Source organism: Lentzea sp. CC55 (assembly GCF_021056325.1).
Taxonomy (GTDB): domain Bacteria; phylum Actinomycetota; class Actinomycetes; order Mycobacteriales; family Pseudonocardiaceae; genus Lentzea; species Lentzea jiangxiensis.
Map to the genome: position 1 here is coordinate 683,892 of NZ_JAJCXE010000056.1, position 13,311 is coordinate 697,202.

Here is a 13,311-nt window from a genome sequence, read left to right on the forward strand (position 1 = left end):
GTTAGAACAGCTCTCCCAGCACGAGCAGCCCCGCGCCCACGGGCACCAGCTCCGGCCCGTACGACGTGACGCTCACGTCCACATCGGGCATCGCCCGCAGGTACAGCTCCGGCGACCCGAGCACCTTCCGCCCACTCAGGACGATCTGTTCGAGGTCCAGCAGCTGCACCAGGTTCGCCACGGCGGCGCCGAGCACCCGTGCCGCCTCGACCCCCGTGGCGGCCGCGTGGACCGCCTCGACGCACCCGCGCCGCCCGCACACGCACAGCGGCCCGTCGAGCTGGATCGTGGTGTGCCCGAACTCGCCCGCCCCCGACCGGGCACCGCGGTGGACCTCGCCGCCGAGCAGCAACCCGACGCCCAGGCCGGTGCCGACGAACACCAGCGCCGCGTCCCGCAGAGGCCGCCGCCACGCCTCGGCGAGCACGGCCGCGTTGGTGTCCTTGTCGATGACGACCGGCAGCCCGAGCCGGTGCTCGGCGAGCGCCTTCAGCGGGACGGCGTCCCAGCCGGGCAGGCCGTTCGGCGACACCACGCCGTCGCGGTGGTCGAGCGGGCCGGCGATGCCGATGCCGAGCCCGAGCACCTGCTCCCCGGCGCAGACGAGCGGCTCCAGCGCGTCCAGGACGTCGGCCGGCGAGAACATCGGCGCGAGCGGCACGGCCGACGCCGACACCACCTCGCCGGTCAGGTCGAGCTCCACCACCCGCAGCTCGTCGCGGTCGACGTAGGCCCCGTACGCGTGCGCGCCGTCCGGCACGAGTCGCAGGGACATCCGGGGCTTGCCCCGGCCGCCGTCCCGCACGGCACCGGTCTCCTCCAGCAGGCCCGCGGCCATGAGCCTCGCCACGATCTTCGAGACCGCCTGCGGGGTGAGTCCCGTCCTCTCGGCGAGGGAAGCCCTGCTCGAAGCCCCGGAGCGGACCAGGCCGAGCACCGTCCGGTCGTTGTGCGAGCGCAGCGAGGTGAGGTCCACGCTCGCAATTATTCAACAGCGTTGCTTTAATCGGAAGCATGACTCGAGTCGGACTCCTGGGCTACGGCATAGCGGGGCGGGTCTTCCACGCCCCGCTCATCTCCTCGACCGAGGGCATGGACCTCGTCGCGATCGTCACGGCGAACCCCGGACGGCAGGCGCAGGCCCGCGCCGCCCACCCGGACGCCGCGATCGTCACCGCCGACGAGCTGTTCGAGCTGGACCTCGACCTGGTCGTCGTCGCCACCCCGAACAGGACGCACGTCGAGTACGCGCGCAGGGCGATCGAGAAGGGCGTCGCGGTCGTCGTCGACAAGCCGGTCGCGCCGACCTCCGCGCAGGCCGGGGAGCTGGTGGCCGCGGCGGAGGCCGCCGGGGTGCCGTTGACGGTGTTCCAGAACCGCCGCTGGGACAGCGACTTCCTCACCGTGCGCGAGATCGTGGGCAAGCTCGGCGAGGTCCGGCGGTTCGAGTCCCGCTTCGAGCGCTGGATCCCGGAGATCTGGGACAACTGGCGCGAGTTCGGCGATCCCGGGGAGGCAGGCGGCCTGCTCTACGACCTCGGCGCGCACCTCGTCGACCAGGCGCTGCAGCTCTTCGGACCGGTGAAGAGCGTTTACGCGGAACTGGACCGGCGCCGTCCCGGTGCGCAGGTGGACGACGACGTGTTCGTGGCGCTCACGCACGAGAACGGCGTTCGCTCCCACCTGTGGGCCAACGCGCACGCGGCGCACCACGGACCCCGGTTCCGCCTGCTCGGCAGCGAGGGCGCGTTCGAGATCAGCGGCCTGGACGGGCAGGAGGACGCGCTGGACGCGGGCCGCCGCCCGACCGGCGCCGACTGGGGCCGGGAGGACCGCACCGGACGACTCGGCGTCCTGGACGAGTCGGCCGAGGTCGCCGTCGAACCCGGTGCGTACCAGAACTTCTACGCCGAGGTCCAGGCCGGCCGCGTTCCCGTCGACCCGAGGTCCGCGGTGGACGCGCTGCGGGTCATCGAGGCCGCTTTCCTGTCCGCACACGAGAACCGGGTGGTGACCCTGTGAGCCCCACGAGCGAAGAGCTCCTCGCCCAGGAACGACGTCTGCAGTTCAGCCGCTTCGGCAACGACGTCGCGATCGACCTCGGGCTGCACCTGCTCGGCGCCGCCCGCGAGCAGGGCCTGCCGATCGCGATCTCGGTGCAGCGCAACGGGCACCGCCTCTTCCACGCCTCACTGCCCGGCACCGCGCCGGACAACGACCGGTGGCTGGAGCGCAAGGCCCGCGTGGTCGAGCTGTTCGGCCACAGCTCGTTCTACGTCGGCACGCAGTTCCGCGAGAAGGGCACCACGTTCGAGGCGCAGTCGCACCTCGCCCCGGACCTGTACGCGGCGCACGGCGGCGTCTTCCCGGTGATCGTCCGCGGCACCGGGCCCGTGGGCACGGTCGGCGTGTCCGGACTGCCCCAGGCCGAGGACCACGAGTTCGTCGTCACCCAGCTGGAATCGTTCCTGAACACGCGCGAAGCGCACTAGCACGAATAGCCTTCGACACAAAATCGGACCACCGTTCCGATCTGTTCCCATCCACACGAACTCGTATTGACGCACACCACTCCGAGTGGATTCCCATCCACTCGGAGTGGTGGTGCATAGCAGTGGATGGCCGCTCGAAAATGTGCACGATCGAGTGGTCCTACTGAACCAAACGAGTGCTCTATTCCACAGCCGGGCGAATAGTCGCTGATCACTCGCCTGTAGATACAACGCCGCCTGACTACGACAACAGTTGCACGCTCCGTAGCACCACCAGGCGCAAACCACCCACCCGAATGTCGCCTTCTTGGCCCCTTCACAGCCGTCATTTGCGAGAACTAACGTCCTTTGCGGCCTTGTCGGATTGGTCCATTAGCGCAGTGAGATGGGTGGGTGCAGGTTGTGACTGTGACGGATTCTGACCTCCATGAGGGCCGTCAGCAGCTGAGTTTGGGTACGGCCGCCGCTCGTAATCTGGCCACGACCACCAAGTCCGTGCCGCAGATGCAGGGAATCAGCTCCCGCTGGCTGCTCAAGGTGCTGCCCTGGGTCCAGGCCTCCGGCGGTGCGTACCGCGTCAACCGGCGCCTCACCTACACGCTCGGGGACGGCCGGGTCTCCTTCAGCAACATCGGCGCCGAGGTCCGCGTCATCCCGATGGAGCTGACCGAGCTGTCCCTGCTCAAGGGCTTCGACGACGAGGCCGTGCTCACCGCGCTGGCCGGCCGCTTCACGCAGCACGAGTACGGCATCGGCGAGCTCATCGTCGAGAAGGGCCGCCCGAAGGACAAGATCGTCCTCATCGCGCACGGCAAGGTCGACAAGGTCGGCACCGGCGAGTACGGCGGGCAGACCGTGCTCGGCAACCTCGCGGACGGCGAGTACTTCGGCGAGACCGTGCTCGCGGGCCCGCAGGGCGAGTGGGAGTTCTCGGCCAAGGCCGTCACCCCGGTCACCGTCCTCACGCTGTCCTGGGAGGACTTCCAGGCGCTCAACGGCGAGGCCGGCGGCCTGCGCGCGCACATCCAGCAGACGTTCAACAACCGCAACAAGCCCCAGGACGAGCACGGCGAGGCCGAGATCGACCTGGCGTCCGGTCACGACGGCGAGCCCGTGCTGCCCGGCACGTTCGTCGACTACGAGCTCTCGCCGCGCGAGTACGAGCTGAGCGTCGCCCAGACCGTGCTGCGGGTCCACAGCCGTGTCGCGGACCTCTACAACAACCCGATGGACCAGGTCGAGCAGCAGCTGCGGCTCACGATCGAGGCCCTGCGCGAACGCCAGGAGCACGAGATCGTCAACAACCGCTCCTTCGGCCTGCTGCACAACGCGGACCTCAAGCAGCGCATCCACACCCGCTCCGGCCCGCCCACGCCGGACGACTTCGACGAGCTGCTGTCGATCGTGTGGAAGGACCCCGGCTACTTCGTCGCCCACCCGCGCACGATCGCCGCGTTCGGCCGCGAGCTCAACAAGCGGGGCCTCTACCCGCAGCACATCGACTTCAACGGCCAGCAGGTGCCGGCGTGGCGCGGCATCCCCGTGCTGCCGTGCAACAAGATCCCGATCTCCGACACCCGCACGTCGTCGGTGATGCTGATCCGCACCGGCGAGCAGAACCAGGGCGTCATCGGCCTGCACCAGACCGGCATCCCGGACGAGTACCAGCCGGGCCTGTCGGTGCGGTTCATGGGCATCAACGACCAGGCGATCATCAACTACCTGGTCAGCGCCTACTACTCCGCCGCGATCATGGTGCCGGACGCGATCGGCGTGCTGGAGCACGTCGAGCTCGGCCGCGAGGGCTAGCAGCGTTGGCCTCCTTCACCATGCCGGAGTTCTACGTGCCGCACCCGGCGCGGATGAACCCCCACCTCGAACGCGCCCGCGCCCACTCCACGCGGTGGGCGCGGGACATGGGGATGCTCGGCACCGGGGTGTGGACCGACGAGGTCCTCGCGGGTGACGACTACGGGCACATGTGCGCGTGGACCCATCCGGACGCGCCCGCGGAGGTCCTCGACCTCATCACCGACTGGTACGTCTGGGTCTTCTACTTCGACGACGAGTTCTTCGCGGAGTTCAAGCAGAGCAAGGACGTGCCGGGGGCGAAGGCCTACCTCGACCGGTTGCCCGCGTTCATGCCACCGGACGGCACCGGACCGTGGCCGGAGCCCCGGAACCCGACCGAACGCGGTCTCGTCGACCTGTGGCAGCGGACCATCCCGCTGATGTCGCGGGATTGGCGGCGCCGGTTCACCACGAGCACCCACAACCTGCTGCTCGAGTGCATGTGGGAGATCAAGAACATCGAGAGCGGCACGGTCGCCAACCCGATCGAGTACGTCGAGATGCGCCGCAAGGTCGGCGGTGCGCCGTGGTCGGCGAACCTGGTGGAGGTCTCCGAGGCAGCCGAGGTGCCCGCGTCCGTCGCGGGCACCCGCCCGCTGCGGGTCCTCTCCGACACGTTCTCCGACGCGATCCACCTGCGCAACGACATCTTCTCGTACGAACGGGAAGTGCTGCGGGAGGGCGAGAACTCCAACGGGGTGCTCGTGTTCGAGAAGTTCTTCGGCCACGACACGCAGACCGCGGTCGAAGCCGTGAACGCCCTCCTGACCTCGCGGCTGCACCAGTTCGAGAACACCGTCTTCACCGAACTGCCCCAGTTGTTCGCCGAGAAGGCCCTCGGCCCGGAGGAGCAGGCTCGCGTGCTCCGGTACGTGAAGGGCCTGCAGGACTGGCAGTCCGGCGGTCACGAGTGGCACCTGCACGCCGGTCGCTACACGAAGGCCGACGGCGGCGGGGCGGGCAACTCGGCGTTCTTCCGCACGATCCTGCGCGGGCCGACCGGTCTGGGCACGTCCGCGGCGTGGCCGGGGGTGGGCCGTGGTTGAGGTCCCGCGGTTCGACATGCCCTTCGCCGCACGGCTCTCACCGCACGTCGACCGAGTCCGCCGGCACACGAGGTCGTGGGTGCGGGACATGGGGATGCTCGGTGGCGTGCCGTGGACCGAGGCGTTCTACGACGCGGCCGACTTCGGCGGGTTCGGCCCCTTGACGCACCCGACAGCGTCGCTCGAAGACCTGAAGCACATCAACGACTGGCACACGTGGGGCTTCTACGTCACCGATGCGTTCCGCGAGGGGTTCCTGCGGCCGCGCGACGTCGTCGGGGGCAAGGCCTTCGTCGCGGGTCTCAAGTCGGTGCTGACCGGCGCCGGCTCGCCGATGCACCCGGCCGCAAAGGGTCTGGCCGATCTCGTCACGCGGTCCACTCTGGACGAGGAGGACCGTCATCACCTGGACGAGTTCCTCGACGCGTTGCTGTGGGAGCTGCACAACACCGCGCAGGGCCGGGTGCCGGACCCGATCGACCTGGTCGAGATGCGGCGCCGGTCGGTCGCCGCGGAGCTCTCCGCGAAGCTGGTCCGCGCGTCCGTCGGCGCCGAGCTGCCGGAAGAGCTGCTGCGCAACAGCACGATGAGGGCCTTGGTCGACTCGTTCGGCGACGTGCCCGCGTTGCGGCAGGAGATCGTCGGGTTCGACCACGTCTACGGCACCGGTGCGAGCACCACCGGCGCGGTGCTCGCGGTGCGGCAGTTCTTCGGCTGCGAGCTGCGGCAGGCCGTGTCGCTGGTGGCCGACCTGATCGCGGCCCGGCTGCGGCAGATCGGCACGATCCTCGGCGAGCTGCCGTCCCTCGCGGACGAGTACGGCCTCGACGCGGAGGCGAAGGCCGGGCTGCACCGCTACGCCGAGGCGCTCAAGTCGTGGCTCGCCGGCGAGCTGCTGTGGACGCAGAGGTCCGGCCGGTTCAGCTCCTCCCCCACCCCCGCCCGCAAGTCGTTCCACTCCCCGTCAGGACTCGGCACCGCCGCGGTCCTGGTTCGCTGAAACCAGATTGGCAGGACACGCAGTGACAGTTATCGATCCGGGCCTTGGGGTCGAGGACCAGCAGCTCAGCCTTTCCAGGGCGGCGGCGCGGAACCTCGCCACGACCACCAAGTCCGCACCGCAGATGCAGGGGATCTCGCCCCGCTGGCTGCTGCGCATGCTGCCGTGGGTCGAGGCCAAGGGCGGCGCCTTCCGGGTGAACCGGCGGCTGAGCTTCGCGATCGGCGACGGCCGCGTCACGTTCACGAGCGTCGGGTCCGAGGTGCGGATCGTGCCGCAGGAGCTGGCGGAGTTCAAGCTGCTGCGCGGGTTCGAGGACGAGGCGGCGCTGACGGCCGTCGCGAACCACTTCGAGCAGCGCGAGTACGAGCCGGGCGACGTGATCGCCGAACGCGGCACGCCGGTCGACGAGGTCATCGTCATCGCGCACGGCAAGGTCACCAGGACCGGCCGCGGCGAGTACGGCGACGAAGTGGTCCTCAGCACGATGGCAGACGGCGAGTACCTGGGCGACGAGCCCGTGCTGTCCGGCACCGACAAGAAGTGGACCTTCACCGCGCGCGCCCTCACGCCGACGACGGCCGTGGTGCTGAGCAGGGCGGCCTTCCGGCAGCTCGCCGACCAGGTGGACCCGCTGCGCGAGCACATCGCGCAGCAGCTGGCGCACCCGACGAACCCGGCCAACAAGCACGGCGAGGCCGAGATCCACATCGCGTCCGGCCACGAGGGCGAGCCGCCGCTGCCGCACACGTTCGTCGACTACGAGCTGCGGCCGCGCGAGTACGAGCTCTCGGTGGCGCAGACGATCCTGCGCGTCCACACCCGCGTCGCCGATCTCTACAGCCAGCCGATGGACCAGGTCGAGCACCAGCTGCGGCTCACCATCGAGGCGTTGCGGGAGCGGCAGGAGTCCGAGCTGATCAACAACAGGGAGTTCGGCCTCCTCGCGAACGCCGACCTCAAGCAGCGGATCAGCACGCGCTCGGGCCCGGTGACGCCGGACGACATGGACGAGCTGATCTCGCGGCGGCGCAACACCAGGCTGATCCTCGCGCACCCCAAGGCGATCGCGGCGTTCGGCCGCCAGCTCAACAACCGCGGCCTGTACGTGCCGACCGTCGAGGTCGAGGGCAAGCACCTGCAGTCGTGGCGCGGCATCCCGATCGCGCCGTGCGACAAGATCCCGGTCAACCAGAACGGCACCACGTCGATCATCGCGATGCGGCTCGGCGAGGAGAAGCAGGGCGTCATCGGCCTGCGCCAGACGGGCATCCCCGACGAGTACGAGCCGGGCCTGAACGTCCGGTTCATGGGCATCGACGAGCACGCGGTGCTCAAGTACCTGGTGTCGACGTACTACTCGGCCGCCGTGCTGGTGCCGGACGCGCTGGGCGTGCTCGAGAACGTGGAGATCGGTCTCTAGCCATGACAGCGGAGAGGACCGAACCACTCGCCGCGGGCAGGCCCGCGGACGAGGTGCTCGCGTGGAGCCGGGGCCTCGTGCTGCCGGCTCTGCGCAAGGCCGTGGACCAGTTGCCGGCGTCGATGCGCGCGATCGCGGAGTACCACCACGGATGGCGCGACGAGTACGGCAACCCGGTGCTGGAGAACGGCGGCAAGGCGATCCGCCCCGCGCTGGTGCTGCTGGCGGCGGAGGCCGTCGGCGGTGCCGCCGCCGACGCCGTGCCCGCGGCCGTGGCGGTGGAGCTGATCCACAACTTCTCGCTGCTGCACGACGATGTGATGGACCGCGACACGACCCGGCGCCACCGCGCCACGGCGTGGACCGTGTTCGGCGTCAGCGGGGCGATCCTGGCAGGGGACGCGCTGCAGGCGCTGGCCGTGGACGTCCTCGCGGGATCGGGGCATCCGCGTGCCCTGGAGGCGGTCCGGACGCTGGGTGACGCGACCGTGGCGTTGCTCGACGGGCAGGCGCACGACCTGGACTTCGAGAGGCGGTCGGACGTCGCGGTGGCCGAGGTCGAGCGGATGGCGCGCGGCAAGACCGGCGCTCTGCTCGGCGCTTCCACGGCGTTGGGCACGTTGTACGGCGACGGCACGGATCTCCAGGTCGAGGCGATGCGGGGGTTCGGCGCGGAGCTGGGCCTGGCGTTCCAGCACGTGGACGACCTGCTCGGCATCTGGGGCGACCCGGCGGTGACCGGCAAGGCCGTGCACTCGGACCTGGCGAACCGCAAGAAGTCACTGCCGGTCGTGCACGCGCTGACGGCCGGTACCGCCGCCTCCGCCGAGCTGGCCTCGTTGTACGCAGGCTCGCAGGAGATGGACCCGGAAACGCTTGCGCGGGCGGCGTCCCTGGTCGACGCGGCCGGTGGCCGGGCGTGGAGCCGGACGCAGGCCGACGAGCTGCACACGCGGGCACTGGTCCACCTCGGCGAGGCGTCGCCGACCGCGCGTGCGGCGGTGGAGCTCGGCACGCTCGCCCAGCTGGTCACCCACCGAGACCACTGAACCCTTCGTGAGAGGCGCTCGATGACGGAACACCCGCCGCGTTCGGTGCTGCTCGCCTCACCCCGGTCGTTCTGCGCCGGGGTGGAGCGGGCCATCGAGATCGTGGACCGACTTCTCGACCAGCGCGGCGGCCCCGTCTACGTGCGCAAGCAGATCGTGCACAACATCCACGTCGTGCGCTCTCTGGAGGCTCGGGGCGCCGTGTTCGTGGACGAGCTGTCCGAGGTGCCTTTCGGTGCCACGGCGGTGTTCTCCGCGCACGGCGTCGCTCCCGCCGTGCGCGCGGAGGCCCGGTTGCGGGATCTCGAGGTGCTGGACGCGACGTGTCCGCTCGTCGCGAAGGTGCACTCGGAGGCGCGGCGGTTCGCTGAACGCGGCGACACCATCGTGCTGATCGGGCACGCGGGGCACGAGGAGGTCGAGGGCACCCTCGGCGAGGCACCCGACCGGATGGTGCTGGTGGAGACCGTCGCCGACGTCGAGGCGCTGGAGATCGCCGGGCCGGTGTCGTACCTGACGCAGACGACGCTGGCCGTGGACGAGACGGCCGAGGTGGTCGAAGCGCTGCGGCGGAAGTTCCCGCAGCTGCGCGGGCCGGGCTCCGACGACATCTGCTACGCCACCACGAACCGGCAGATCGCCATCCGGGAGGTGGCGGCGCGGTCCGACCTGGTGCTGGTGGTGGGGTCGAAGAACTCGTCGAACTCGGTGCGGATGGTCGAGCTGGCCTCCCGCGGCGGCACCCCGGCGCACCTGATCGACGACGCCTCGGAGATCGACCCGGCCTGGCTGACCGGTGTGACGTCGGTGGGCCTGTCCGCGGGGGCGTCGGCGCCTCCCGGGCTCGTGGACGAGGTGGTCCGGGCACTGGAGGCACTGGGAACGGTGACGGTGTCGACGCACACGACGGCGACCGAGACGATCGCCTTCACGCTGCCCCTGGCGGTGCGCCGTGCTGGCTGACATCACCTCGCCCGCGGACGTCCGGGCGCTCTCGTCCTCCGAGCTGCTCGACCTGGCTTCGGAGATCCGGTCGTTCCTGGTCTCGAAGGTGCACAGGACCGGCGGTCACCTCGGGCCGAACCTCGGTGCCGTCGAGCTGACCATCGCCGTGCACCGCGTCTTCTCCTCGCCCGTCGACGTCGTGCTGTTCGACACCGGGCACCAGTCGTACGTGCACAAGATGCTGACAGGCCGGTGTTCGGACTTCGACTCGTTGCGGCAGGCCGGGGGCATGTCCGGTTACCCGTCCGCGGCCGAGTCGGCGCACGACGTCGTCGAGAACTCGCACGCCTCCACCGCACTGTCCTATGCGGACGGTCTAGCCAAGGCGTTCGAGCTGGCCGACGCCGACCGCCGGGTCGTGGCGATCGTCGGCGACGGCGCGCTGACCGGCGGGATGTGCTGGGAGGCGCTGAACAACATCGGCGGCTCCACCCGCCCGGTCGTGGTGCTGCTGAACGACAACGGCCGCTCCTACGACCCGACGACCGGTGGTTTCGCGGCGTCGTTGCTGAACGGCTCGGCGCGCGGGCTGTTCGAGGCGCTCGGCCTCGCGTACATCGGCGAGGTCGACGGCCACGACGTGCACGCCGTCGAGAACGCGTTGTGGGAGGCCAAAGCGCTCGGCCGCCCCGTCGTCGTGCACTGCAAGACCGTGAAGGGCAAGGGGTACGAGGCCGCGGAGACCGACGAGGCCGACCGCATGCACGCGGTCGGGGCCTCGGGCGCCGCGGGCGGCAGGACGTGGACCGACGCGTTCTCCGAGGAGATCGTCGCCATCGGCGCCGAACGTCCCGACGTCGTCTGCCTGACCGCCGCGATGCTGGAACCGGTGGGGCTGCGGCCGTTCTCGGAACGCTTCCCCGAGCGGGTCTTCGACGTCGGGATCGCCGAGCAGCACGCCGTGACGTCCGCCGCCGGCATGGCGATGGGCGGCCTGCACCCGGTGGTCGCCGTCTACGCGACGTTCCTGTCCCGCGCCTTCGACCAGCTGCTGATGGACGTGGCCCTGCACCGGCTGCCGGTGACGTTCGTGCTGGACCGTGCCGGCGTGACAGGTCCGGACGGCGCCTCGCACCACGGCATGTGGGACGCCTCCGTCCTGCCCGTGGTGCCGGGCCTGAGGCTGGCCGCCCCGCGCGACCCGGCGTCGCTGGCGTCCCTGCTGCGCGAGGCGGTGCGGGTGCCGGACGGGCCGTCGGTGGTGCGTTATCCCAAGGCGGCCGCGGGTGCGGACATCCCCGCGGTGCGCCGGGTGAGCCACTTCGACGTGCTGCGCGAGGTGCCCGACGCCGAGGTGCTGCTGGTCGCCGTGGGGCCGATGGCCGGTCCGTGCCTGGCGGCGGCGGAAGAGCTGGCGGCGCACGACGTCCGCGTGAGCGTGGTCGACCCGCGCTGGACCGCTCCCCTGGACCCGCACCTGGTCAAGTACAGCGGCCAGCACCGCCTCGTGCTCGCCGTGGAGGACACGACGTCGACCGGTGCCCTGGGCGCACGCCTGGGTCAGGCGCTGACCGGGTCCGCGGCGTGCGTGGCGACCTTCGCCCTGCCGCCGCGCTTCCTGCCGCACGACTCCAGGGCCCGCATCCTGCGCGCCCACGGCCTGGACGCCGCCGGCATCACGACGAGCGTGCTGAAGCGCCTCGGCGTGAAGTGACGAACCAGCCGATCGCGAACGACAACGCGATCGCCCCCGCACCCACCACCGGCGCCTTCACCTCGGCGGGGAGGTCCAGCGGACGCAGACCCGTCGCCAGCGTCAGCAGAACCGGTCCCTGCACCACGAACGCGACGTAGGCGGACCGCGCCAGCCCTTCGGCGAAGGGCCCCTGGCGCGCCAGCCTGCGCTGCGCGAGCCCGATGAGCCACAAGCTCCCGGCCACCACGAGAACCCCCTCGACCAGCGCCAGCGTCGCGGCCTGCCAGGTGAAGCCGCCGAGGAACGGCCCCGCGCTCTTCGCGAGGTCCAGCACCCCGAGGAACGCCGCCGCGACCGGGAGGACGGCGATGGTGCCGACGACGACGTTCCGCGTCATCCGGTAGAGCTCGTCCGGCACCCGTTCGGCGAGCTTGCGCCCACCCATCGCCCCGAGCAGCACCATTCCCAGGCATTGCGGCCACCACCACAGGTGCAGGTCGCCGACCTGCCCGCTGCGCGCCGGGAACACCAGCCGCGTCAGGAACGTCGCCCCCGCCACCACCACCGCCGTGCCCACCACGGTCCGCGCGGTGACGGAACGCTCCCTGATCGGCGGCGCCAACGCGATCCCGGTGCTGAAGAGAGCCAGGACCCCCACGAACCACAGCGACCCGCTGTCCAGGAACGGATCGCGGTTCGTGAACGCCTGCCACCACGACACGTCCCGCCCGGCCCCGGTGTGGGCGATCCACACGAACGTCGGCCACACCACCAGGGCGCTGACCACCCACGGCACCCCGAGCCTGACCAGCCGGTCGGCGATGAACCGCTGCCGCCCTTTGCGCTCGATCGAACCGGGCGTGAAGATGCCGGCCACGAAGTAGAAGGTGCCCATGAAGAACAACCCGGAGGGCCCGATCACCGCGGCCAGCACCGTTTCGGCACCGGGGTGGAACGTGACCTCGTTGACCTCGTCGTAGGGCCACCCACCGATCGCGGCGTAGCCCAGCAGCGCGTGACCGCCGATGACCCACGCCACCAGGACCACCTTCAAGTTGTCCACGGCGGACAATCTCATGCTCTCGATGGTCCGCTCCGGGAAGCGTCCACGCCAGCACCTGCGGGCGGTCGCGCGCTGCTCCCCCGGCCGTTTGGGCGTGCGCGACGGCCGCCGAAGCCTCCCCCGCACCCCAGGCCAGTCCGCGCTCACTCCCGGCCCCGGCCTCACCCCGGCGGTGCGAGCGTGCGCGACGGGCGCCGAAGTCCCCTCCCGCACCCCAGGCCAGTCCGCGCTCGCTTCCGGTCCCGCGCAGTCACCCTCACCCCGTCGTGCTCCGGCCGTGCGGGCGTGCGCGATGGCCGCCGAAGTCTCCTCCCGCACCGCACGCCGGGCCACGCTCACTCCCGGTCCCCGCGCGGGCGGCCTCACCCCGCCGCACCCAGCCGGTTCGGGTCTGCGCGACGACCGACGAAGCCTCCCCCGCACCCCAGGCCAGTCCGCGCTCGCTTCGGGTCGCCGCGCGGTCGGCCTCACCTCGCCTCACCCGGCGACTAGGCCCTGTCCTGCGGATCTTCACCTGAGGTGCAGGACGATGCAGGCCAGGACGATCTCGGCGCGGTGGTAGGCGGCTCGTTTTGCGAACCTGGTGGCCAGGCCGCGGAACTGCTTGAGGCGGTTGAAGCACCGCTCGACGACGTTGCGCAGCTTGTAGAGATCGGGATCGAAATCCGGTGGCCTTCCACCGGACGACCCCTTGGCCTTGCGGTAGGAGATCTGGTCGACACGCTCGGGAATGGTGGCCTTGATCC

Annotated in this window: 12 protein-coding genes; 9 read left to right on the plus strand and 3 right to left on the minus strand. The window is 70.8% G+C overall.

Features of this window, described 5'->3' with window-relative positions; genetic code table 11:
* Window position 1 precedes the first annotated feature (1 nt).
* Window positions 2-976 (minus strand): ROK family transcriptional regulator, encoded by a 975-nt coding sequence (locus L6E10_RS37960; RefSeq protein WP_236224993.1) that lies wholly within the window; start codon window positions 974-976, stop codon window positions 2-4.
* Window positions 977-1,014: 38 nt separating this feature from the next.
* Between L6E10_RS37960 and L6E10_RS37965 the strand changes: the two genes are divergently transcribed.
* From L6E10_RS37965 to L6E10_RS38005, 9 genes are all read left to right on the plus strand, one after another.
* A complete protein-coding gene (locus L6E10_RS37965; protein ID WP_236224994.1) occupies window positions 1,015-2,022 on the plus strand; it encodes a Gfo/Idh/MocA family oxidoreductase in 1,008 nt (335 codons plus the stop codon).
* On the plus strand, window positions 2,019-2,492 hold the full coding sequence (locus L6E10_RS37970; protein ID WP_236224995.1) for a heme-degrading domain-containing protein: 474 nt from the start codon (window positions 2,019-2,021) through the stop codon (window positions 2,490-2,492). The genes L6E10_RS37965 and L6E10_RS37970 overlap by 4 nt, the downstream gene beginning before the upstream one ends.
* A 402-nt stretch (window positions 2,493-2,894) precedes the next feature.
* Entirely contained in the window at window positions 2,895-4,301 is a 1,407-nt protein-coding gene (locus L6E10_RS37975; protein WP_308102965.1) for a family 2B encapsulin nanocompartment shell protein, read from the plus strand.
* A 20-nt stretch (window positions 4,302-4,321) separates the two neighbouring features.
* Window positions 4,322-5,389: a hypothetical protein gene (locus L6E10_RS37980; RefSeq protein WP_236224997.1), complete on the plus strand. Its 1,068-nt coding sequence runs from the start codon at window positions 4,322-4,324 to the stop codon at window positions 5,387-5,389.
* A complete protein-coding gene (locus L6E10_RS37985) occupies window positions 5,382-6,389 on the plus strand; it encodes a hypothetical protein (protein ID WP_236224998.1) in 1,008 nt (335 codons plus the stop codon). Before L6E10_RS37980 ends, L6E10_RS37985 begins: the two co-directional genes overlap by 8 nt.
* Before the next feature lie 22 nt (window positions 6,390-6,411).
* Entirely contained in the window at window positions 6,412-7,812 is a 1,401-nt protein-coding gene (locus L6E10_RS37990) for a family 2B encapsulin nanocompartment shell protein (protein WP_236224999.1), read from the plus strand.
* 2 nt (window positions 7,813-7,814) lie between these two features.
* Complete coding sequence (locus L6E10_RS37995; RefSeq protein ID WP_236225000.1) at window positions 7,815-8,861, plus strand: family 2 encapsulin nanocompartment cargo protein polyprenyl transferase; 1,047 nt, start codon at window positions 7,815-7,817, stop codon at window positions 8,859-8,861.
* Between the two features lie 21 nt (window positions 8,862-8,882).
* Window positions 8,883-9,824, plus strand: a complete 942-nt coding sequence (gene ispH, locus L6E10_RS38000) for a 4-hydroxy-3-methylbut-2-enyl diphosphate reductase (protein ID WP_236225001.1) — start codon at window positions 8,883-8,885, stop codon at window positions 9,822-9,824.
* A complete protein-coding gene (locus tag L6E10_RS38005; protein ID WP_236225002.1) occupies window positions 9,814-11,520 on the plus strand; it encodes a 1-deoxy-D-xylulose-5-phosphate synthase in 1,707 nt (568 codons plus the stop codon). Before ispH ends, L6E10_RS38005 begins: the two co-directional genes overlap by 11 nt.
* Here the strand turns inward: L6E10_RS38005 and L6E10_RS38010 are convergent.
* Both L6E10_RS38010 and L6E10_RS38015 read right to left on the minus strand, forming a co-directional pair.
* On the minus strand, window positions 11,483-12,580 hold the full coding sequence (locus L6E10_RS38010; RefSeq protein WP_236225003.1) for an acyltransferase: 1,098 nt from the start codon (window positions 12,578-12,580) through the stop codon (window positions 11,483-11,485). The genes L6E10_RS38005 and L6E10_RS38010 overlap by 38 nt on opposite strands.
* Window positions 12,581-13,075: 495 nt before the next feature.
* Window positions 13,076-13,311, minus strand: a 236-nt coding sequence (locus L6E10_RS38015) for a transposase family protein (RefSeq protein ID WP_236225004.1), incomplete at its 5' end; no start/stop codon positions are given.

What these genes read in the sequence shown, in the direction of transcription:
- L6E10_RS37965 (WP_236224994.1), top strand. Translation starts at nt 1,015, where the DNA reads ATGACTCGAGTCGGACTCCTGGGCTACGGCATAGCGGGGCGGGTCTTC.
- L6E10_RS37980 (WP_236224997.1), top strand. Translation starts at nt 4,322, where the DNA reads ATGCCGGAGTTCTACGTGCCGCACCCGGCGCGGATGAACCCCCACCTC.
- L6E10_RS37995 (WP_236225000.1), top strand. Translation starts at nt 7,815, where the DNA reads ATGACAGCGGAGAGGACCGAACCACTCGCCGCGGGCAGGCCCGCGGAC.
- ispH (WP_236225001.1), top strand. Translation starts at nt 8,883, where the DNA reads ATGACGGAACACCCGCCGCGTTCGGTGCTGCTCGCCTCACCCCGGTCG.
- L6E10_RS38010 (WP_236225003.1), bottom strand. Translation starts at nt 12,580, where the DNA reads ATGAGATTGTCCGCCGTGGACAACTTGAAGGTGGTCCTGGTGGCGTGG.